Origin of the sequence: Pseudonocardia sp. (assembly GCF_035305885.1) — a bacterium.
Lineage (GTDB): Bacteria > Actinomycetota > Actinomycetes > Mycobacteriales > Pseudonocardiaceae > Pseudonocardia.
Genome location: NZ_DATGOP010000113.1, coordinates 1 through 21,783, shown reverse-complemented (window position 1 = coordinate 21,783; position 21,783 = coordinate 1). Strand labels below are relative to the sequence as shown.

The 21,783-nt window shown below is 73.3% G+C and carries 19 protein-coding genes; 15 read left to right on the top strand and 4 right to left on the bottom strand.

Annotation, left to right across the window (positions count from 1 at the left end; genetic code table 11):
• Positions 1-5 precede the first annotated feature (5 nt).
• The gene (locus VKZ81_RS24075; protein ID WP_324243935.1) at positions 6-908 is read right to left on the bottom strand and encodes a hypothetical protein; all 903 of its coding nucleotides are present in this window, start codon (positions 906-908) and stop codon (positions 6-8) included.
• A 111-nt stretch (positions 909-1,019) separates the two neighbouring features.
• Here VKZ81_RS24075 and VKZ81_RS24070 point away from each other — a divergent pair, with 111 nt between their 5' ends.
• The 6 genes from VKZ81_RS24070 to VKZ81_RS24045 all read left to right on the top strand — a co-directional run bounded on the left by VKZ81_RS24070 (position 1,020) and on the right by VKZ81_RS24045 (position 8,421).
• Positions 1,020-4,397 carry a pyruvate carboxylase gene (locus tag VKZ81_RS24070; protein WP_324244003.1) on the top strand — a complete coding sequence of 1,126 codons (3,378 nt, stop codon included), beginning with the start codon at positions 1,020-1,022 and terminating at the stop codon, positions 4,395-4,397.
• Entirely contained in the window at positions 4,394-4,957 is a 564-nt protein-coding gene (gene rsmD, locus VKZ81_RS24065) for a 16S rRNA (guanine(966)-N(2))-methyltransferase RsmD (protein WP_324243934.1), read from the top strand. The genes VKZ81_RS24070 and rsmD overlap by 4 nt, the downstream gene beginning before the upstream one ends.
• An 11-nt stretch (positions 4,958-4,968) precedes the next feature.
• The gene (gene coaD / locus VKZ81_RS24060) at positions 4,969-5,451 is read left to right on the top strand and encodes a pantetheine-phosphate adenylyltransferase (protein ID WP_324243933.1); all 483 of its coding nucleotides are present in this window, start codon (positions 4,969-4,971) and stop codon (positions 5,449-5,451) included.
• Positions 5,452-5,554: 103 nt separating this feature from the next.
• A complete protein-coding gene (locus VKZ81_RS24055; RefSeq protein ID WP_324244002.1) occupies positions 5,555-6,301 on the top strand; it encodes a DivIVA domain-containing protein in 747 nt (248 codons plus the stop codon).
• A gap of 213 nt (positions 6,302-6,514) precedes the next feature.
• Entirely contained in the window at positions 6,515-7,462 is a 948-nt protein-coding gene (locus VKZ81_RS24050) for a MinD/ParA family ATP-binding protein (RefSeq protein ID WP_324243932.1), read from the top strand.
• Complete coding sequence (locus VKZ81_RS24045) at positions 7,459-8,421, top strand: MinD/ParA family ATP-binding protein (RefSeq protein WP_324243931.1); 963 nt, start codon at positions 7,459-7,461, stop codon at positions 8,419-8,421. Before VKZ81_RS24050 ends, VKZ81_RS24045 begins: the two co-directional genes overlap by 4 nt.
• A gap of 69 nt (positions 8,422-8,490) precedes the next feature.
• Here VKZ81_RS24045 and VKZ81_RS24040 read toward each other — a convergent pair whose 3' ends face one another.
• Positions 8,491-10,923, bottom strand: coding sequence for a hypothetical protein (locus VKZ81_RS24040; protein ID WP_324243930.1), 2,433 nt, complete (start codon positions 10,921-10,923; stop codon positions 8,491-8,493).
• Positions 10,924-11,158: 235 nt separating this feature from the next.
• Here VKZ81_RS24040 and VKZ81_RS24035 point away from each other — a divergent pair, with 235 nt between their 5' ends.
• From VKZ81_RS24035 to VKZ81_RS24020, 4 genes are all read left to right on the top strand, one after another.
• Complete coding sequence (locus VKZ81_RS24035) at positions 11,159-11,851, top strand: GntR family transcriptional regulator (RefSeq protein ID WP_324243929.1); 693 nt, start codon at positions 11,159-11,161, stop codon at positions 11,849-11,851.
• A gap of 283 nt (positions 11,852-12,134) precedes the next feature.
• Positions 12,135-13,211, top strand: a complete 1,077-nt coding sequence (locus VKZ81_RS24030) for a MinD/ParA family ATP-binding protein (protein WP_324243928.1) — start codon at positions 12,135-12,137, stop codon at positions 13,209-13,211.
• 64 nt (positions 13,212-13,275) lie between these two features.
• On the top strand, positions 13,276-13,737 hold the full coding sequence (locus VKZ81_RS24025; protein WP_324243927.1) for a hypothetical protein: 462 nt from the start codon (positions 13,276-13,278) through the stop codon (positions 13,735-13,737).
• A gap of 79 nt (positions 13,738-13,816) precedes the next feature.
• The gene (locus VKZ81_RS24020; protein WP_324243926.1) at positions 13,817-14,809 is read left to right on the top strand and encodes a MinD/ParA family ATP-binding protein; all 993 of its coding nucleotides are present in this window, start codon (positions 13,817-13,819) and stop codon (positions 14,807-14,809) included.
• Between the two features lie 39 nt (positions 14,810-14,848).
• On the opposite strand, the gene VKZ81_RS24015 is transcribed toward VKZ81_RS24020, so the two are convergent.
• Together VKZ81_RS24015 and VKZ81_RS24010 are read right to left on the bottom strand one after the other, a co-directional pair.
• Positions 14,849-16,084, bottom strand: coding sequence for a sensor histidine kinase (locus tag VKZ81_RS24015; RefSeq protein ID WP_324243925.1), 1,236 nt, complete (start codon positions 16,082-16,084; stop codon positions 14,849-14,851).
• Complete coding sequence (locus tag VKZ81_RS24010; protein ID WP_324243924.1) at positions 16,060-16,764, bottom strand: response regulator transcription factor; 705 nt, start codon at positions 16,762-16,764, stop codon at positions 16,060-16,062. The genes VKZ81_RS24015 and VKZ81_RS24010 overlap by 25 nt, the downstream gene beginning before the upstream one ends.
• A gap of 111 nt (positions 16,765-16,875) precedes the next feature.
• Here VKZ81_RS24010 and VKZ81_RS24005 point away from each other — a divergent pair, with 111 nt between their 5' ends.
• From VKZ81_RS24005 to VKZ81_RS23985, 5 genes are all read left to right on the top strand, one after another.
• Positions 16,876-18,063 (top strand): ABC transporter ATP-binding protein, encoded by a 1,188-nt coding sequence (locus VKZ81_RS24005; protein ID WP_414709460.1) that lies wholly within the window; start codon positions 16,876-16,878, stop codon positions 18,061-18,063.
• 3 nt (positions 18,064-18,066) lie between these two features.
• The gene (locus tag VKZ81_RS24000) at positions 18,067-19,365 is read left to right on the top strand and encodes an ABC transporter substrate-binding protein (RefSeq protein WP_324243922.1); all 1,299 of its coding nucleotides are present in this window, start codon (positions 18,067-18,069) and stop codon (positions 19,363-19,365) included.
• Entirely contained in the window at positions 19,362-20,690 is a 1,329-nt protein-coding gene (locus VKZ81_RS23995; RefSeq protein WP_324243921.1) for an ABC transporter permease, read from the top strand. Before VKZ81_RS24000 ends, VKZ81_RS23995 begins: the two co-directional genes overlap by 4 nt.
• Positions 20,687-21,529: a carbohydrate ABC transporter permease gene (locus tag VKZ81_RS23990; protein WP_324243920.1), complete on the top strand. Its 843-nt coding sequence runs from the start codon at positions 20,687-20,689 to the stop codon at positions 21,527-21,529. Before VKZ81_RS23995 ends, VKZ81_RS23990 begins: the two co-directional genes overlap by 4 nt.
• A gap of 61 nt (positions 21,530-21,590) precedes the next feature.
• Positions 21,591-21,783 (top strand): hypothetical protein (locus VKZ81_RS23985; RefSeq protein WP_324243919.1); only part of this gene is annotated, 193 nt, incomplete at its 3' end.

Here is a 21,783-nt window from a genome sequence, read left to right as displayed (position 1 = left end):
GGGTTTCAGGCCGGGAGCGCACCCCGCGCGGCCTTGTCGAGGGCGGCCGCGGCGCCGCGGGGGAGGTGGATGACCCCGGCCCGGTCGAGCTTGCCCAGCTCGGCGCGGGCGCGGGCGTACGCGGCGGCGCGCTCGGGTTCGCTGTCGGAGTCGCGGGCCGTGGTGAGCAGCTTGATCACGCGCTCGACCGTGGCGCGCTCGGCGGGGTCGAGGCCGGAGAGCCGGATCCGCTCCGCCGCGTCGACGGCGGCGCGCCACGCGCGCTCGGCCCGGTCGACGGCCGACACGAACGACGTGGCGTGCTCCGCCGGCGGGTACGCGTCGGTCTCGAGCGCCTGTGCCTCGGCGAACGCGTCGACGAACCGCGCGGTGCTGGGCACGGACACGTCGGCGAGCGCGGGGCGGCGCAGCACCTCCATCGGGTCGCACTCGAAGGCGGCGTACTCGGCCTTCAGCGCGGCGAACCGGTCGCGCGCCTTCTCCCACACGGCCTCGGGCCGCGGCGGGGCGGCCGGCCTGCGCGGGAGCGGGGCCGTTCCCGCCGCCATCGCGCGGCGGCGCCGGTGGCGGCGGGTGAGCAGCACCGCGGTGCCGCCGACGAGCAGCGCGGGCCCGGCGAGCGCGCTGAGCATGAACATGAAGACGACCAGCGTGAGGGCGGTGACCGCCACGCCACCGGCGATGGTCATGCCGACCAGCAGGACGACCAGCGCGATCGCGGCGGGGTGCAGCCGGCGGGCCCGGCGCACCGCCATGCGGCGCAGGTGGCGCGCCCGGTGCCGCTGGATGCGGGCCATGTGGGCCTCCACCCGGGCCATGTGCCGCGCGCGGCGGCGTTCCGCCCGCTCCCGCAGGCGTCGGCCTTCGGCGAAGGCGGCCGTGTGGACGGCGGCCGGGTCAGGACGCATGGCGGGCACCCCTCGGCTCGGTCGAATTCCTCTCCTTGGTACCGCAGGAGTGGCGTTCTTCGCACGGGTCCGATCGAGTGCCGAGGGTACGGTTCCCTGGTGACGAACGGGATGTTCCGCAAGGTGCTGGTCGCAAACCGCGGTGAAATCGCCATCCGCGCGTTCCGCGCCGCCTACGAGTTGGGCGTGTCGACGGTGGCGGTCTTCCCGTACGAGGACCGCAACTCGCTGCACCGGGCGAAGGCCGACGAGTCGTACCAGATCGGCGAGCCCGGCCACCCGGTCCGCGCGTACCTGTCCGTCGAAGAGATCATCAAGGCGGCCAAGCGCGCGGGCGCCGACGCCATCTACCCCGGCTACGGCTTCCTCTCGGAGAACCCGGAGCTCGCCGAGGCGTGCGTGCGGGAGGGCATCACGTTCGTCGGCCCGCCCGCCGAGGTGCTGCACCTCACCGGCAACAAGGCGCGCGCGGTCGCGGCCGCCCGGGAGGCGGGCGTAGCGGTCCTGCGCTCCTCGGAGCCGTCCGCCGACGTCGACGCGCTGCTCGCGGCGGCCGACGACATCGGGTTCCCGCTCTTCGTCAAGGCGGTGGCCGGCGGCGGCGGGCGCGGGATGCGCCGCGTCGACGAGCCGCAGGCGTTGCGCGAGGCGGTCGAGGCGGCGATGCGGGAGGCCGAGTCGGCCTTCGGTGACGCCACGGTGTTCCTCGAGCAGGCGGTGATCAACCCGCGTCACATCGAGGTGCAGATCCTCGCCGATGCCTACGGCAACGTCGTGCACCTCTACGAGCGCGACTGCTCGGTGCAGCGCCGCCACCAGAAGGTCATCGAGATCGCGCCCGCGCCGAACCTCGACCCCGAGCTGCGCGAGCGGATCTGCGACGACGCGGTGAGGTTCGCCCGCCACATCGGTTACGTCAACGCGGGCACGGTGGAGTTCCTGCTCGACGAGCGCGGCAACCACGTGTTCATCGAGATGAACCCGCGCATCCAGGTGGAGCACACGGTCACCGAGCAGGTCACCGACCGGGACCTGGTGATCGCCCAGCTGCGGATCGCCGCCGGCATGAGCCTGCCGGAGCTGCGGCTGAACCAGTCCGACGTCACCCTGAACGGCGCCGCGCTGCAGTGTCGCGTCACCACCGAGGACCCGCAGAACGGGTTCCGGCCGGACACGGGCACGATCAGCGCCTACCGGTCACCCGGCGGCCCCGGCGTCCGCCTCGACGGCGGCACCACGCACACCGGCGCCGAGGTGAGCGCCCACTTCGACTCGATGCTGGTCAAGCTCACCTGCTACGGCCACGACTTCCGCAACGCGGTGCGCCGGGCCCGGCGCGCGATCGCGGAGTTCCGGATCCGCGGCGTGTCGACGAACCTGCCGTTCCTCGCCGCCGTGCTCGACGACCCCGACTTCGCCGAAGGTCGGATCACCACGAGCTTCATCGAGGAGCGCCCGCAGCTGCTCGAGGCGCGCAAGCCCGCCGACCGCGGCACGCGCGTGCTCAGCTACCTCGCCGACATCACCGTCAACAAGCCGAACGGGCCGCGGCCGCAGGTCGTCGAACCGGTGGACAAGCTGCCCCGCTGCGACGTGGACGCCCCGGCCCCGGACGGGTCGCGCCAGCTCCTGCGAGAGCTCGGCCCGGAGGGCTTCGCGCGGTGGCTGCGCGAGCAGACGCACGTACCCGTCACCGACACGACGTTCCGCGACGCCCACCAGTCGTTGCTCGCCACACGCGTGCGCACCCGCGACCTGGTCGCGGTCGCGCCGCACGTGGCCCGCATGACGCCGCAGCTGCTCTCGCTCGAGTGCTGGGGCGGGGCCACCTACGACGTGGCGCTGCGGTTCCTCGCCGAGGACCCGTGGGAGCGGCTCGCCGCGATCCGGGAGGCGGTGCCCAACATCTGCACCCAGATGCTGCTGCGCGGCCGCAACACGGTGGGTTACACGCCGTACCCGACGGAGGTGACCGACGCCTTCGTCGAGGAGGCCGTGGCCACCGGGATGGACATCTTCCGGATCTTCGACGCGCTCAACGACGTGGAGCAGATGCGCCCGGCCATCGACGCCGTGCGCGCCACCGGCACGGCCGTCGCGGAGGTCGCGCTCTGCTACACCGCCGACCTGTCCGACCCGGCGGAGAAGCTCTACACGCTCGACTACTACCTGCGCATCGCCGAGCAGATCGTCGAGGCGGGCGCGCACGTCCTCGCGATCAAGGACATGGCCGGGCTGCTGCGCCCGCCCGCGGCCCGCACGCTGGTCACGGCGCTACGCGAGCGGTTCGACCTGCCCGTGCACCTGCACACCCACGACACGGCAGGCGGCCAGCTCGCCACGCTGGTCACGGCGATCGAGGCGGGCGTGGACGCGGTGGACGCCGCGATCGCGTCGATGGCGGGCACGACGAGCCAGCCGTCGCTGTCGGCGCTGGTGGCCGCCACCGACCACACCGAGCGGCCCACCGGGCTCTCGCTGCAGGCCGTCAGCGACCTCGAGCCGTACTGGGAGGCCGTGCGCAAGGTGTACGCGCCGTTCGAGGCGGCGCTGCCCTCGCCCACCGGGCGCGTCTACCACCACGAGATCCCGGGCGGACAGCTGTCCAACCTCCGCCAGCAGGCGATCGCGCTCGGGCTCGGCGACCGGTTCGAGCTCGTCGAGGAGTGCTACGCCGCCGCCGACCGGATGCTCGGGCGGTTGGTGAAGGTCACCCCGTCGTCGAAGGTGGTCGGCGACCTCGCGCTGCACCTCGTCGGTGCGGGGGTGGAGCCGAAGGACTTCGAGGCCGACCCGTCCAAGTACGACGTGCCCGACTCGGTGATCGGCTTCCTGCGCGGCGAGTTGGGCGACCCGCCCGGCGGCTGGCCGGAGCCGTTCCGCACCCGGGCGCTCGAGGGCCGGTCCGTGGAGCGCGAGCGCGTCGAGCTGACCGACGAGGACCGCGCCGGGCTGGAGACCGACCGGCGGGCCACCCTGAACCGGTTGCTGTTCCCCGGGCCGACCAAGGAGTTCCTCGCCCACCGCGAGGCCTACGGCGACACCTCGGTGCTGTCGACCAAGGACTTCCTCTACGGCCTGGAGCCGGACGTCGAGCACACCGCGCGGCTGGAGCAGGGCGTCACGCTGATCATCGAGCTGGAGGCGATCTCAGAGCCGGACGAGCGCGGCTACCGCACCGTGGTCACCACGCTGAACGGTCAGCTGCGCCCGATCTCGATCCGCGACCGCTCCGTCGCCACCGACGTCAAGGCGGCGGAGAAGGCCGACCGGTCCAACCCGAAGCACGTCGCGGCGCCGTTCGCGGGCGTGGTGACGCTGCAGGTCGGCGAGGGCGACCAGGTCGAGGCGGGCCAGACCGTCGCCACGATCGAGGCGATGAAGATGGAGGCCTCCATCACCGCCCACGAGGCCGGCAGGGTCGGCCGCCTCGCGATCGGCAAGGTGCAGCAGGTCGAGGGCGGTGACCTGCTGCTGGTCCTGGAATGACGCGCATCATCGCGGGGAGCGCGGGCGGCCGGCGGCTCCTCGTCCCGCCCGCGGGCACCCGGCCCACATCGGACCGGGTGCGGGAGGCGCTGTTCTCCTCGCTGGAGGCCGGTCCCGGGCTCGCCGGGGCCGCCGTCCTCGACCTGTGCGCGGGCTCGGGCGCGCTCGGGCTGGAGGCGCTGTCGCGGGGCGCGGCGCACGCGCTGTTCGTCGAGTCCGACCGGCGGGCCGCGGGTGTGCTGCGGCGCAACGCCGCCGCCCTCGGCTTCGCCGGCGCGGAGGTGCGGGTGGCGCCCGCCGCCGCCGTCCTCGCAGCGCCCGCCCCCCGCGCGTACGACGTCGTGCTCGTGGACCCGCCCTACGACGTGCCCGCAACGCAGGTCGCGGGCTGGCTCGGGGTCGCCGCGGAGCACGGTTGGCTCGCGGCGGGCGCGGTGGTCGTGGTCGAGCGGGCGGGGCGCGACGGCCCGTTCCCGTGGCCGCCCGCGCTGCGGGCGAGGAGGCAACGTCGCTACGGCGACACGACCCTGCACACCGCCGTCCACGACCCGGACGGGTAGCGTCCAGACCCGTGAGGCGCGCCGTCTGTCCTGGATCGTTCGACCCGCCCACCAACGGGCACCTCGACGTCATCAGCCGCACCGCGGAGCTGTTCGACGAGGTCGTGGTCGCCGTGCTCGTGAACAAGGCCAAGAAGACCCTGTTCAGCGTGGACGAACGCATGGCGATGCTCGTCGAGATCACCGCCCCGTACCCGAACGTCCGGGTCGACTCGTTCCACGGGCTGCTGGTCGACTACTGCCGCGCCAACCAGATCAAGGCGATCGTCAAGGGCCTGCGCGTGGTCACCGACTTCGACTACGAGCTGCAGATGGCCCAGATGAACCAGCGGCTGTCGGGGGTCGACACGCTGTTCATGTCCACCAGCCCCGAGTACGGGTTCGTGTCGAGCTCGCTGGTGAAGGAGGTCGCCACCTACGGCGGCGACGTCGCCCACCTGCTGCCGGAGCCGGTGCACCGGCAGCTGCTGGAGCGGATCGCCGAGCGCGCGTAGCGCCGAGTCCCGGGGCCGCGCGGCGTCACTCGTTCGGAACTTGACACGCGCGGACCGCGCCGAATACGGGGTTCGGCCGATCGGCGGTGAGAGGATGCGCGTCGTGTACCGGGTCTTCGAATCCCTCGACGCGCTGGTGACGGTCGTCGAAGAGGCTCGGGGCGTCCCGATGACCTCCAACTGCGTCGTCCCACGCGGTGACGTGCTCGACCTGCTCGACGACGTGCGCGAGGCCCTCCCCGGCGAGCTCGACGACGCCCAGGACGTCCTGGACCGCCGCGACGAGATCCTCGACGACGCCACGCAGGAGGCCGAGCAGACCCGCAGCGCGGCGCAGGCCGAGGCCGAGCAGACGGTGTCGGACGCGCGCGCGGAGGCGGAGCGGCTGCTCGCCGAGGCCCGCGCCGAGGCCGAGCAGACGGTGGCCCGCGCCCGGCACGAGGCCGAGCGCGCGGTGGCGGAGGGGCGCCGCCAGTACACCGAGCTCACCGACCGGGCCAAGGCCGAGGCCGACCGGATCGTCACCGCCGCCCGGGCAGCGCACGATCGGTACATCGCCGACGGGCAGGCCGAGCAGGAGCGGCTGGTGTCGCAGACCGAGGTCGTCCGGGCCGCCCACGCCGAGGCGGCCCGCCTCGTCGACTCCGCCGAGGCCGAGGCCGAGCGGCTGCGCCAGGAGTGCGACAGCTACGTCGACGCGAAGCTCGCCGAGTTCGAAGACGCCCTCGGCAAGGCGCTCCGCACGATCTCCCGCGGCCGCAGCAACCTCTGGCGGGGCGGCCCGCAGAACGGCCCGGCCGGGGTCGGGTTGAACGGCCGCTCGGGTACCGGGATGGACCTCATCGACTGACTCGCCGAGCGCGTGCCGGTCGATCGTTTCTGATCGATCACCATCGCAGACGTCGGTCACGGAGCGCGTTAGGCTCAGCCCGTGGTGCGCCGTCGGGTCGAACCTGATCCCTCGATCTGGTGGGAGCGGTACGGTCATCGGCTGGAACCGCAACCGCTGCGGCACACCGAGTGGGGGCCCGAACAGCCAGGGGGTGCAGTGAGTTCGACGGGTGTGTCTCCGCTCGGTCCTCCGCAGGAGGAGCCCGGTCTCAGCGCGTCGGCGCTCGACGCCGAGTCGATCCTGCGCGCCCGGCCGGACGAGCCGTCGTCGGGCTGGCGGAGGGCCTTGCTGCGGGCGACCGGGGGGATGATCAACCCCGGGCCCAGCGCGGCCGAGGTGCGCTGGCGCGATCTCCTGCACCGCATCCGCAGGCCCCTGATCCAGTCCCACCGCATCGCCGTCAGCTCCATCAAGGGCGGCGTCGGCAAGACCACGGTGGCCACGCTGCTCGGCCTCGTCATGGCCGAGAACCGCGGCGACCGGGTGATCGTGCTCGACGCGAACCCCGACGCGGGCACGCTGGCCGACCGGCTCACGGGGGAGTCGTCGGTCACGGTGCGGGAGCTGTTGCGCGACATCGATCGCATCCACTCCTGGACCGAGGTGTCCCGCTACACGAGCCTCGCGGGCCGGCTGCAGGTGCTGGCGTCGGAGCAGGACCCGGCGTCGAGCGACGCGTTCAACCGCGATGAGTACCAGCAGATCTGTGCGCTGCTGGACCGGTTCTTCAACATCATCATCACCGACTCGGGCACCGGCCTGGTGCACTCGGCGATGGAGGGCACGCTCAAGCTCGCCGACAGCCTGATCGTGGTCGGCGCGCCGACCGTGGACGGCGCCGGCCGCGCGAGCAAGACGCTCGACTGGCTGCTGGCCCACGGGCACTCGACGCTCGCCAGCGAGGCGGTCGTGGTGCTGTCGTGCGACCGCACCAGCGCCGAGGTCGACCGCGACCGGATCCGCAAGCACTTCGAGGCCCGCAGCCGGGCGGTCGTGGAGATCCCGCACGACCCGCACCTCGCGACCGGCGGCCGGGTCGAGCTGGCCCACCTGAAGCCGGCCACGCGGGACGCGGCCTACGAGCTCGCCGCGCTCATGGCCGATCGCTTCACGACGTGAGCGAGGCCGGCGGGGTCCTCGAGGGCAGACCGGGCGAGCTGACCGAGGACGCCATCGTCCGCTACCGAGGTGAGCGCCCCGAGCGGGGCTGGCGCGGCCTCGTGTACCGCCTCACCGGTGGGCTGGTGAACCCGGGGCTCGGCGCGGCCGAACGGCTCCGCCGCGACCGGCTGCGGCGCATCCGCCGCCCGGTGCCGGGCACCCACCAGATCGCCGTCAGCTCGATCAAGGGCGGGGTCGGCAAGACCACGGTGTCGGCCTGCCTCGGGCTCGTGCTCGCCGAGCACCGCGGCGACCGCGTGATCGCCCTCGACGCGAACCCCGACGCGGGCACGCTCGCCGATCGGCTCACCGGGGACACCTCGGTGACGGTGCGGAACCTGCTGGAGAACGTCGGCTCCGCCTATTCGCTCGCCGACGTGGCGCGCTACACGAGCCTCGCCGGCCGGCTGCAGGTGTTGGCGTCGGAGCAGGACCCGGCGATGAGCGACGCGTTCGACCGCGAGGGCTACGAGCGGGTGTGCTCGGTGCTCACCCGCTTCTACAACATCATCATCACGGACTCGGGCACCGGCCTGGTGCACTCGGCGATGGAGGGCACGCTCGCGCTGGCCGACAGCCTGGTGGTGGTGGGCGCGCCCACCGTCGACGGCGCCAGCCGGGCCAGCAAGACGCTCGACTGGCTGGTGGCGCACGGCTACGAGGGCCAGGTCGCGCGCGCGGTGGTCGTGCTCTCGTGCGACCGCAAGAGCCCCGAGGTGGACCCGAAGCGGGTGCGCGGTCACTTCGAGGCCCGCTGCCGCGGGGTGGTGGAGATCCCGCACGACCCGCACCTCGCATCCGGCGGCCTCATCGAGCTGGAGCGGCTGCGCTCGGCCACCCACGACGCCTTCCTCGAGCTGGCCGCCCTGCTTGCCGACGGTTTCGGCGGCCGCCCGCCCGCGCCGCTGCGCGCCTGAGCCGTCCGGAACGACGCGAGCCCCGCCGCACGGGTGCAGCGGGGCTCGCGCGACTCGGGCAAGGGTCAGTCAGTCGTCGTCATCATCGCCGTCATCGTCGTCGCCGTCATCATCATCGCCGCCGTCGTCGTCGTCCTTGTCCTTCTTCTTCTTGCCCTTGTCCTTGTCGTCGTCCTCGTCCTTGTCCTTCTTCTTCTTGCCCTTGTCGTCGTCCTCGTCGTCCTTCTCGTCCTTGTCCTTGTCCTTCTTGTCCTTGTCCTTCTTGTCCTTGTCCTTCTTGTCGTCCTTGTCGCCGCGGTCCTTGCGCTCCTCGCGGTCCTTGCGCTCTTCGCGGTCCTTCTTGCGCTCGGCCTTGCCGCGGGGCTTCTTCTTGCCCTTCTTCTCGTCGGCCTTCTCGGCCTTCTCCTCGTCGTCGTCCTCGTCGTCGGAGTCGGCCTTCTCGCGGCGCTCCTCGCGCTCCTCGCGGTCCTTCTTGCGCTTGCGCTCGGCCTTGCTGCTGGGCTTCTTGCGGTCGTCGTCGGAGTCGGCGCGCTCTTTCCGCTCGTCCCGGTCGTCGTCGTCCTCGTCGTCGCCGCCGAGCAGCCGGTCGCTGATGTTGCGGATGACGCCCTTGCGGTCGTCGTCATCGTCATCGTCGTCGCGCTCCCGGCGGCCGCGCTCCTTGTCGCGGTCGTCGTCGTCGCGGTCCCAGCTCGCGTGGCGACGGTCGCGGCGGTCGTCGTCCTTGTCGTCCTTCTTGCTGTCTTTCTTGTCGTCTTCCTTCTTGTCGTCTTCCTTCTTGTCGTCTTTCTTGTCGTCTTTCTTGTCGGCCTTCTCGGACCGCTTCTCGCGCTTGTCGTCCTCGTCGCGGTCCTTGTTCGCGTTGCGGCCGGTGACGCCGCCGAGCAAGCCCCCGGTCACGTTGCGCACGACGTTGCCGAGCACGCCGCCGTTCGCCCGGTCGCCGGTGTCCCGGTCGGCGCCGGCCTGTTCGCCGCCGCTGGTGGCGCCGCTCTCGGAGCGCTCCTCGCCCCGCTCCGCGCCGGCGAGGTTGCGCCGGGCGCGCTCGTCCCGGTTCGAGGTGTCGGCCTGGCCGAGCGCGCTGCCCAGCGCCCCGGTGAGCGCCTGGACGGGCCCGCGGGGCGCGTCGCGGTCGCCCGACCCCTCCTGGCCGCCGTCGGAGCCCGCGTCGGCGCGACCGTCGGAGCTCGGGCCGCCGCCCGCGGCGGCGAGGATGTCCGGGGTGCTCGGGCGGTCCGGGTCGGGCGGGGCGGTGGTGCCGACGTCGCCGCGCCCCTCGTCGCCGTCCTCGCGGCGGGGGCCGGTGACCGGGTCGCCCTTGTCGGCCGGCTTGTGCTGCTGGTCGTCGTCCTTCTGGGCCGGGTCCGGCTTGCCCTCGATCACCGCCTTGACGCGCTCGACGATCGGGGTCGTCTCGTCCTTGTTCTCCGGGAGCGGCGAGCTCAGCGCCTGCTCCACGCCGTTGCGCAGGTCGGTGAGCGCCTTGGCCGCGTGGTCGCGCTGCTGGCGGCGCATCTCGCGCTGCGACTCGAGCTGCCGCAGCGCCTCCTGGTAGTCGGGCGACGCCGCGGTGGTGGTGCTCTCCTCGAGCGTGCGCTCGACCGCGTCGAGCTGGGCCTGCGCCTCGGTCAGCTCCGCCGTGCGCTCGGGCAGCGCCCGGAACGCCTCGAGCTGCGACACCAGGGTGGCGCGCTGCTGCTCCAACAGCGCCTTGCGCTCCTTGAGCGCCTGGATCGCCGCCGGCTCCTGCGCACGGCGGTCCGGCGGGAGGGCGAGCCAGCTCGCCTCGGCCTGCGCGACCGCGTCGAGCTGGCTGCTGATCGACGCGAGAACGACCTCCGCCTGGTCGGCCCACACGTCGGCGTCCATCGACGGCTGGTCGGCCGCCTGCGGGGGCAGCGGGGTGGGCGTGGTGGGGATGACGTTCTCGGTGACGAAGTAGCTGGCGCCGCCCGCGACCAGGCTCGCGATCGCCACGCTCGCGACGGCGCGGCGCCGCATGGCCGCGATGGCGTTCCTGCGCTCGGCGGCGGTCCGCGCCGGCTTCGGCTTCTTCACCCGCTTCGAGGTGATCGTGATCGTGCGCGGGGAGGGCAGCGCCGGGATGGGGGGAAGCGCCGGGCCCACCGCGGCCGGGGGCGACGTGCGGTCGGGCGCCGGGTCCGGCGCGCGTTCCTCCTGCGGGACCCCACCGAACGCTGCGGGAAGCTCGGTGGTGGGTTGGTCGTCGGTCGACGCCGCGATCGCGGGCGGTTCGGCCGGCTGGGCGTCCGGAGGCGGCGCGATCGGCCGCGTGACCTCGTCCGCCGCAGCCTGCTGGGCCGCCCGGGCCGCCGCCTCCTTCTTCTCCGCGGCCGCCTTCATCCGGGCGGCGTGGCGCATCTTGCGCGCCGCCACCCGATGGGCCGGTGAGCAGTACAGCCGCGGTGGCCCGCCGTCATCCGGCTGTTCGACGATCTCCTCGCATCCGGGCAGGGCACACTTCTGTGGCCCGTCGCTCATGTGGTCCCCCCATGGACAGCCAGCGCTGCCGTGCAACACGGCGAGCCTTCACCCGATCGAGCCGCAGCGTACCGCCAATCGGGTGGCAACACGCCGTCAAGTCGACCTTGAAGCGTGCGGTTGCTCTCCGTGACCGCATTCACCACATCCGGTCACGGGCGGCGCCCGCGGTCGTTCGATTGTTATACGATCCTTCAAAACGCACAACCGTTGCCGCCGAACCGCAGGAGGCGAGTTGACCACCGAAGCCTTGGCCACCGACCGCGCACTGCTCGCGCGGACGAGCACAGCCGAGCGGGTCGCAGCCGTCCTGCGCACGCGCATCATCGAGGGCTACTTCCCGCCGGGCACCCGGCTCGCCGAGGACGCCATCGGCAGCGCGCTCGGTGTCTCGCGCAACACCCTGCGTGAGGCGTTCCGCCTGCTGTCCCACGAACGGTTGCTCACCCACGAGCTCAACCGCGGGATGTTCGTGCGCACCCTCACCGCGGAGGACGTCATCGACCTGTACCGGGTGCGCCGCCTGGTCGAGTGCGGTGTGCTGCGCACCGTGACCTTCCCCCACCCGGGCCTGGAGGCGGTCGCCGCCGCCGTCCGGGACGGCGAGGAGGCCCTGGGGGCTCGGGACTGGCAGGCGCTCGGCACCGCCAACATCAAGTTCCACAAGGAGCTCGTGGCGCTGGCGGGCAGCCCGCGCACGGACGAGCTGATGAGCGGCATCCTCGCCGAGCTGCGGCTGGTGTTCCACGTGATGGCCGACCCGCAGCGGTTCCACGAGCCCTACCTCGCGCGCAACCGGCAGATCCTCGAGCAGCTGCAGCGCTGCGACGGCTCGGGCGCCGCCGACGAGCTCGACGTCTACCTGCGTGACGCCGAGAACCAGCTCGTCCAGGCCTTCGCCGAGCGGGAGGCCGGGCCAGGGGCGTGATCGCCCTCGCGGGGCGCTCCCGGGCAAGATAGGCGCGTTCGCGGTCGGACCGGGGGGAACGGGTAAGCGCATGCCGAAGCGATCGTTCACACCGTCGGCGGGAGCGGCGCGCCAGGGATCGGCTCCACAGCAGCAGGCACCGGAGGAGCCGGCGGTCCGGGAGGCGGCACCGGTTGCGACACAGCCCGGATCGGTGCCCGCGGAGCCCGTGGTCCCCGAACCGGCGGCCCAGGAGGCGACGGCTCAGGAGGCGGTGGCCCGGGAAGCGGACACCGAGGAAGCGGTGGCTGAGCCGGCCGCCCAGGAGCCGGTGGCGCCCAGCCCGCCGGCTCCCGCGCCCGCGGACCCCCAGCCCGCGGTGTCGGCGGCCCCGCTCACCCCACCGGGGCCACCGCTCGCCGATCGACCGGCCGCGGACCCCCGGGCCCACACCGCGGACGAGCTCACCGAGTACACGATCGTCCGTCGCCGGTCCGACCGCCCGGTCTCGGGGTGGCGGCGCGCCGTGCACACCGCGAGCGGCGGGCTGATCAACCCGGGCATCGGGCCCGCCGAGCAGCGCCGGCAGGACATGGCGCTGCGGATCCGTCGCCCGCTGCCGGGCCCGCGTCAGGTGGCGATCGTGTCGATGAAGGGCGGCGTCGGCAAGACCACCGTGACGGCCGTGCTGGGCCTGATGCTCGCCGAGCACCGGGGCGACCGGATCGTCGCGCTCGACGCCAACCCGGACGCCGGGACGCTCGCCGAGCGGCTCACCGGCCGCACCGACGCGACGGTCCGCGACCTGCTCGACTCGCTCGACACCGTGGAGGCGCTGAGCGACATCGCCCGGTTCACGAGCCTGTCCGGCCGCCTCCAGGTGCTGGCGTCCGAGCAGGACCCGGCGCGCAGCGAGGCGTTCGACCGCAGCGAGTACGAGCGGGTGTGCGCGGTGCTGTCGCGCTTCTACAACGTGGTCGTCACCGACTCCGGCACCGGCATGGTGCACTCGGCGATGGACGGCACGCTCGCGCTGGCCAACAGCCTCGTGGTGGTGGGCTCGCACACCGTGGACGGGGCGAGCCGGGCCGGCAAGACGCTCGACTGGCTGGTCGCGCACGGGCACAAGGAGCTGGCCGACCGCGCGGTCGTGGTGCTGTCGCACGACCGGACGAGCCCCGAGGTCGACGGCGAGCGCATCGTCGGCTACTTCAAGGCGCGCTGCCGGGCCGTGGTGGAGGTGCCGCGCGACCCGCACCTCGCGACGGGCGGCCGGATCGAGGTCGACAAGCTGCGGCAGGCCACGTCGGACGCCTTCCTCGAGCTCGCGGCGCTCGTCGCCGACGACCTCGGCAACCCACCGCCCGTCCGCCAGAATTAGCCGCACGCCGCGCGGACCCGGACCCGCGTGGCGACGCCGGAAGGGCGACGGCACCATGCCCGCTGTGAAGATCTTGTACACGCAGTCCCGGAGCCCGGTGGCCCGGCTGCTCGTCGGCGTGGCGGCCGCCGCGCTGCTGGCGGTGGGGTGTTCCTCGAGCGTCCCGGGCGAGGCGTCCCCCGCATCCGACGACCGGCCGAGCGTGAACGCGGCGCCGTCGCCGTCGCGCTCGTCGGGCCGCCCCGCGGCGGGGACCTGCCAGATCGAGGTCTCCTCCAACGGCTCCATCGTGAGCCGTGGGGCGGGCGGCCGGACGATCACGACGAACGGCCGCACCTCGTTCTCCTGCGGCAGGCAGGGCCCGCTGATCGCGATCGAGTCGATCGAGGCATCAGGCGTGACGTTCTCCGCGGACGGGGCGGAGGTGACCGTGGCGCCGGGGGCGACCGAGACGGTCGGGCAGTACCGGATCTCGGTGAGCTCGTCGGACTCCTCGGGCGCGGAGTTCCAGGTCGAGCCCGTCTGATCGCCGCGCCACCACGCACGCGGTAGCCTCCACCCGTGCCGAGATCATCGGTGGTCGGCCGGGTCCGGGGGGTGGACTGGTGAGTACGGATCACGCGGCTCCGGGCACCGGCGGTGCCGACGACCTGACCGCCGACACGATCGTCCGGCCCAAGGTCGACCGCCCGCGGGGCGGTTGGCGCGGTGCGGTGTTCACCGCCAGCCGGGGGTTGCTCAACCCGGGTGTGGGCCCCGAGGAGCACGCCTACCGCGATCAGGTGCGCCGCATCCGGCGCCCGCTCGGCAGCGCCCACCAGATCACGGTGACCTCGATCAACGGCGGGGTCGGCAAGACGACCGTCGCGGCCTGCGTGGGCATGGTGCTGGCCGAGCACCGCGGCGACCGGGTGGTGGTGCTCGACGCGGGGCAGAACGCGGGCACGCTGGCCGATCGGCTCACCGGCGACACGACCCGCACGGTGCGCGACATGCTCGCGGAGATCGACTCCCTGGGTTCGCTGGCCGACGTGTCCCGCTTCACGAGCCTCGCCGGCCGGCTGCAGGTGCTCGCATCCGAGCAGGACCCGGCGATGGACGAGGGCCTCGACCGCGCCGAGTACGAGCGCGTGTGCGAGGTGCTGCGTCGCTTCTACAACGTGGTGATCACCGACTCCGGCAGCGGGCTGGTGCACTCGGCGGTCGGCGGCACGCTGGCGCTCGCCGACAGCCTGGTGATCGTCGGCTCGCCCACGGCGGACGGTGCGAGCCGGCTGGACAAGACCCTCGACTGGCTCATCGCGCGCGGCCCCGCCGAGCGGGTGGCCGACGCCGTGCTCGTCCTGGTCTGCGACCGGGCGAGCAAGCACATCGACACCGCACGGGTGCGGCAACACTTCGCCGCACGCTGCCGCGCCGTCGTCGAGGTCCCGTTCGACCCGCACCTGGCCACGGGCGCGCTGATCGACATGGGGCGCATCCGGCCGGCCACCCACGAGGCGTTCCGGGAGATCGCCGCGCACCTGGCCGACCGGTTCGACCCCACCCCGATCGGGGTGGGGGCCGAGATCGTGTCGGTGCCGGCCGAGCCCCTCTGACGTTCGGCGCAGGAACGGGACGACAGGACCGCGGAGGCTTCAGGCCGCGGCGAAGCGCAGCCGGATCCGCGCGCCGCCGAGCGCGGCCCGTTCGACGTGGATCGTGCCGCCGGTCGACTCCACGGCGTCCCGGGCGATGGCGAGGCCGAGCCCGGTGCCGCCGCCCGTGCTGACGCCGCGGCTCAGCGCGGCGGCCGGGTCGGCCACCCCGATCCCCGCGTCGTCGACCACGAGCGTGACCCAGCCGGCGTGGCGGACCACCGTGACGGCGAAGGCGGCGCCTGCGGGGGTGTGACGGAAGACGTTGCCCAGCAGCGCGTCGACGACGGCGGCCAGGTCGTCCTCGGCGAGCCGCACCACGGCGGGCGGCCGGGCGTCGACCGAGCAGGGCCTGCCGCTGTGGGCGGCGAGCGTCGACCAGAACCCCATCCGCCGCTGCACGACCTCCGCCACGTCGCACCGCAGCGGACCCTCGGGGGTCGTCGGGGTCGCCCGGATGAGCGCGTCGACGTCGCGCTCCAGCGAGCCGATGGTCTGCTTGACGCGTTCGGCGACCTCGCCGTCGCCCAGCGCGCCCGCGTCGAGCGCGAGCGCGGTGAGCGGGGTGCGCAGGCGGTGCGACAGGTCGGCGGCCATCTTGCGCTCGCGGCTGCGCACCTCCGCGAACCGCGCCGTCACCGAGCCGAGCGCGGTGGCGAGCGCTGCGGTCTCCGGCACGGTCACCGCGCGCGGCTGCGGCGGCGGGTCCTCGTCGGCGAGCGCGGCGACGCCCTCGGTGAGCTCGTTCAGCTCGGCGACCACCGGGCGGACCCGGCGGGCCGCCACGACCGCGCCCGCGCCCGCCCCCACCGCGCCCGCACCGAGCAGCGCGGCGGCGAGCCCCAGCTCGGCCGTGCCCGGCGCGAGGCCGGGCACGAACACCTCGACCGCCGCCGGGCCTGCCGCCCGGACCAGCACCGTCCCGCCGTCGACCGCCACCTCGCCCGGTGTGGGCACCCCGGGCGGGAGCCGGGACGAACCGACCGCCGCCCCGTCCGCGAGATGGACGGCGAGCCTGCCCTCCCGGCCTGCCGGGGTGCGCCCGATGCCGCGTAGCAGGTCCTCGCGGTCCGCGGTGACCTCGGCGAGGCTCACGAGCGCGGCCAGGTCGGCCTCCGACGCGGCGCGCAGCCGGTCGTGCTCGTCGACCAGGTGCACGAGCACCGCCGTGGCCGTCACCGCCGCCACCGCGGCGGCGGCCGTCGCGAGGATCAGGCGGAGAACGAGGCGGCGCACGGGTCGATCAGTTTGATGCCCACCCCGCGGACCGTGTGCAGGTACCTCGGCTCGGCCGCGCTCTCCCCGAGCTTGCGCCGCAACCAGGACACGTGCACGTCGATGGTCTGGTCCAGGTTCAGCCGGGGCTGGTGCCACACCTCGCGGGCCAGCTCGGCCTTGCTCACGACCTTCCCGCAGCGGGCGGCCAGGTAGGCGAGCAGGTCGAACTCGCGGCGGGTGAGCGGGAGCGGGGCCCCGGCGAGCGTCGCCTCCCGCCGGTCGGTGTCGACGACGAGGTCGCAGATCGTGAGCGGGCCGTGCGCGGGCTCCTTGGCCGACCGACGCAGGACGGCGGTGACCCGGGCGGTGAGGACCTGGCTGGAGAACGGCTTGGTGATGTAGTCGTCGGCACCTTCGTGGAGCATGCGCACGATCGTGGCCTCGTCGGTGCGGGCCGTCGCGATGATCACCGGCACCGGGCTGAGGCCGCGCACCATGCGCAGCGTCTCCGTCCCGTCGAAGTCGGGCAGGCCGAGATCCAGTACGACGAGGTCGACCTCGTCCTTGTCCTTGGTGAGAACCCCCAGCGCATCGACGGCCGTGCCGACCGGTTGCACGACGTGCCCGGCGTCCCGCAGCGCGTCCGTCATCGCCCTCCGGACGGCGTGGTCGTCCTCGACCAGCAACACCAACGCCATGCACGCACCGTAGACCACCTGCTACCGGCTTCACCCGGTTCTGGTGGCTCCTTAAGGTCGCCTTCGGACGGCGCCACCTACTATTCGCCTCTCGAGGTCGACGGGAGCATCGTGGCGGGCATCGAGCTGGACCGCGTGAGCAAGGTCTATCCGGACGGCACGCGCGCGGTCACCGACCTGTCGATCGACGTCATGGACGGGGAGTTCCTCGTGGTCGTCGGCCCGTCGGGATGCGGCAAGACCACCGCGCTGCGGATGATCGCCGGGCTGGAGCGGGTCAGCGCGGGCGAGGTGCGCATCGACGGCGAGGTCGTCAACTGCGTGCCCGCCCGCGACCGGGACGTCGCGATGGTGTTCCAGTCGTACGCGCTCTACCCGCACCTCACGGTCTTCGACAACATCGCCTTCGGCCTCACGCTGCGCAAGGTGCCCCGCGACGTCGTCGAGAAGCGGGTGCGCGAGGTCGCCGAGGTCCTCGAGCTGACCGAGCACCTGCACCGCAAGCCCCGCCACCTGTCGGGCGGCCAGCGGCAGCGGGTCGCGATGGGGCGCGCGATCGTGCGCGAGCCGCGCGCGTTCCTCATGGACGAGCCGCTGTCGAACCTCGACGCGAAGCTGCGCGGGCAGATGCGGGCCCAGATCGCGCGGATCCAGCGCGACCTGGGCGTCACCACCGTCTACGTCACCCACGACCAGACCGAGGCGATGACCCTCGGCGACCGGGTCGCGGTCCTGCGGGACGGCGTGCTGCAGCAGATCGCGGCCCCGCAGGAGCTCTACGACGAGCCGGTGGACATGTCCGTGGCCGGGTTCATCGGCTCGCCCGCGATGAACATGGTCGTCGCCGAGTTCGAGGTGGACGACGACGGCCGCGCCACGGTGTCCTTCGGCCGCCACCGGCTCTCCGTGCCGGAGATCGTGCTGCACCGGCGGCCCGCCCTCGCCGGCTACGCCGGGCGGCGGCTCGTGCTCGGCATCCGGCCCGAGAACATGGACGACGCCGCCCTCGTCGACGGGCCCGAGGGCACCACGCTCGACTCCGTCGCCGACCTGGTGGAGGCGATGGGCGCGGACGTGATGGTCCACTTCCCGGTCGAGGCCGAGCGGGCCCGCTCCGAGGAGCACGAGTCGCTCGACCGGGAGTCCGGCCGGGTGCGCGCGGCGGACGGCGGGACCCTGCTGGTCGGCCGGTTCAGCCCGCGCACGCGCATCTTCGAGGGCCAGCCGATCACGGTGCGGGTCGACACCGAGGCCCTGCACTTCTTCGACGCCGACACCGGCCGTTCGATCCGGCGGTGACGCGTGCGCAGCTGGCGGTGCATCGGCGGGCTGGTCGCGGCGTTCCTCGCCGCGGCCGGGTGCGCGGGCCCGGCGCCGGCACCCGCCCGGCCGGGACCGCTGTCCGGGCAGACGATCGAGGTCCTCGCCGTGTGGTCGGACGAGGAGCAGGCGGCGTTCGAGCGGGTCCTCGACGTGTTCGAGCAGCGCACCGGCGCGACGGTCACCTACGTGTCCGGCGGCGACGAGGTGCCCACGGTGCTCGCCACGCGCCTGGCGGGCGGCTCCCCACCGGACGTCGCGGGCGTGGCCCAGCCCGCCCTGGTGCGCACGCTCGCCAGGGCCGGGTCGCTGGTGCCGCTCGATCCCGAGACCGAGGCGGTGATCGACGCCCAGTTCGCGCCGGTCTGGAAGGAGCTGGGCACCGTCGACGGCACGCTGTACGGGTTCGTGTTCAAGGCCGCCAACAAGTCGACGATCTGGTACGACGCCGAGCAGCTCGGCCCCGGCTTCGTGCCGCCGCGCACGTGGGACGAGTTCGTCGAGACGCTGCGCAAGCTCTCCGACACCGGTGACACCCCGCTCTCGATCGGCGGCGCCGACGGCTGGACGCTCACCGACTGGTTCGAGAACGTCTACCTGCAGACCGCGGGCGGCGAGATGTACGACCGGCTCGCCCGCCACGAGATCCCGTGGACCGACCCGTCGGTGCGCGCGGCGCTGCAGGTACTCGGGCAGGTGTTCCGGCCCGAGTACCTGCCCGGCGGCATCTCGAGCGCGTTGCAGACCGAGTTCACCGAGTCGGTCGTCGACGTGTTCGGCGAGGACCCGCAGGCGTCGATCGTGTTCGAGGCCGACTTCGTGGCCGGCGTGATCGCGGAGAGCACCTCGGCGCGGGTGGGCGTCGACGCGCGGGTGTTCCCGTTCCCGCGGATCGGGCCCGTCTCGTCGGTGGTCAGCGGCGGAGACACCCTCATCGCCCTCACCGACGAGCCCGGCACGCGGGCGCTCATGCGGTTCCTCGCGACCTCGGAGGCGGCGTCGATCTGGGCCGCGGCGGGCGGTTTCATCTCGCCGAACCGGGAGGTCGAGCTGGGCCAGTACCCCGACGACAGCACCCGCCAGATCGCGGCGGAGCTGGTCGGTGCCGAAACCCTGCGCTTCGACATGTCCGACCTCATGCCGAGCGCGTTCGGCGCCACCCGCGGGGACGGCTTCTGGCGCGCGATGCAGGACTACCTCGCCGACCCGTCCCGCATCGACGAGATCCTCGCCGAGCTCGAGGCCGAGGCCACCGCCGCCTACGCGCGGGGGGACTCGTGACCCGGACGGACCTGCAGCGGGCGGAGCCGAAGCCGACGGGCGTGCTGTCGGGCGGCAGCCCCCGCGTCGCGGCGCTCTTCCTGACCCCGGCGCTGCTGCTCGTGGTCGTCTTCCTCGTCTACCCGACGGCGTACTCGCTGGTGCGCAGCTTCTTCGACGCCCGCGGCACCGAGTTCGTCGGCGTCGACAACTACGTCACCGCGTTCACCGACGACCGCACGCTCGTCGCGCTGCGCAACACCGTGATCTGGGTGCTGGTCGCGCCGTCGCTGGTGACGACGATCGGGCTGGTGCTCGCGGTCCTCACCGAGCGGATCCGCTGGGCCACCGCGTTCCGGTTGGTCATGTTCATGCCGCTCGCGATCTCGCTGGTCGCGTCCGGGATCATCTTCCGGCTGGTCTACGAGGAGGACCCGGACCGCGGCGTGGTCAACGCGGTGCTGGTGTCGGTGCACGACGCGTTCGCCCCGGCCGCGCCGTACGCGGGCGCCCGCCCCCGGGAGGGCGGGGGGCTCGTCGCCGGCCCGGACGGCGACCTCGTGTCCGCGGCGCCGGTCGGCCCGCGGGACGCGGTCGGCCTGGCGATCACCGGCTTCGACCCCGCCGACCTCCCACCCCGGGCCGCCCCGGCGGTGCTGCCGGAGCCGGGGGAGGGGCTGCGCGGCCTCGTCTGGCTGGACGTCGGCGGCACCCCCGACCGCACCGGCGAGGTGGACGCGGGGGAGCGCGGGATGCCGGGCGTCCCGGTCGAGGTGCTGGACGGCGACCGCGTCGTCGCGACGACCACCACCGGCGACGACGGCCGGTTCACGGTGCCCGACCTCACCGACGGGCGGTACACCGTTCGGCTGCCTTCGGCGACCTTCGCCCAGCCGTTCCGGGGCCTGACCTGGCTCGGCCCCGTCCTCGTCACCCCGGTCGTGATCTCCGCCTGGTTGTGGATCATGTCCGGGTTCGCGATGACGCTCATCGCGGCCGGGCTCGCGAGCATCCCGCGGGACGCCCTCGAGGCGGCGCGGGTGGACGGCGCGACCGAGTGGCAGGTGTTCCGGCGGGTCACCGTGCCACTGCTGTCGCCGGTGCTGCTCGTCGTGTTCGTCACGCTGGTGATCAACGTGCTGAAGGTGTTCGACCTGGTCTTCGTGATCGCCCCCGGCTCGGTGCAGGAGGAGGCCAACGTGCTCGCGCTGCAGGTGTGGCAGGTCGCGTTCGGCGCGGGCGGCGGGGACCAGGGGCTGGGCAGCGCGCTCGCGGTGCTGCTGTTCCTGCTCGTGCTCCCCGCGATGGTGTTCAACATCAGGCGGTTCCGGGGGGACCGGCCGTGACGCGGCGGCTGGTGGCGCGGCTGGGCGGCCCGGTCGTGCGGATCGTGCTGGTCGCGGTCGCGCTGGTGTGGATGTTCCCCGTGGTCGGGCTGCTCGTGGCGTCGCTGCGGCCCGAGACGAGCAACGCGCGCAGCGGCTGGTGGACCGTCTTCACCGCGCCCGCCCAGCTCACGCTCGCCAACTACGCCGACCTGATGACCGACCGGGCCGTGCTCGGCTCGCTGTGGAACACCGTGCTGATCGCCGTGCCGTCCACCGTGCTCGTCGTGGTGCTCGGCGCCTGCGCGGCGTACGCGCTCGCCTGGATCGAGTTCCCCGGACGCGACCTCGTGATGCTCGGCGTCGTCGCGCTGCTGGTGGTCCCGGTGCAGGTGGCGCTGGTGCCCGTGGCCAAGCTGCTGGGCAGCATCGGGCTGTACGGAACAATCCCGGGGGTCGTCGCGTTCCACGTCGCGTTCGGCATGCCGTTCGCCGTGTTCCTGCTGCGCAACTCCTTCGTGGGGATCCCCCGTGACCTGCTCGAGGCCGCCCGACTCGACGGTGGGCGCGAATTTCGGATCTTCTGGCGATTGGTCCTGCCCATCTCCCGGCCGGCCATCGCCGCGCTCGCGACCTTCCAGTTCCTGTGGGTGTGGAACGACCTGCTGGTCGCGCTCGTCTTCGCCGACGAGAGCTCCGCGCCCATCACCGTGGCCCTGCGCAGCCAGCTGCGGCAGTTCGGCAGCAACGTCGACGTCCTCGCCAGCGGTGCGTTCGTCTCCATGATCGTGCCGCTCGTCGTGTTCTTCGCGTTCCAGCGCGCGTTCGTCCGCGGCGTGTTGGCCGGGGCGACGAAATGACCCGACGAGCCCTGCTGCACCATGATCCGAGCTCGCTCCCCGAAGTATGGAGGTTCCCCTGATGTCGAGCGGTCGCGTCTTCGCCGTGGAGCCGTGGGTCGTGCGGGAGCCGCGGTTGGACCTGGACCGGATGGGTCAGGTCGAGTCGGTGTTCGCGCTGTCCAACGGGCACATCGGGCTGCGGGGCAACCTCGATGAGGGGGAGCCGCACGCGATGCCGGGGACGTATCTGAACTCGTTCTACGAGCGGCGGC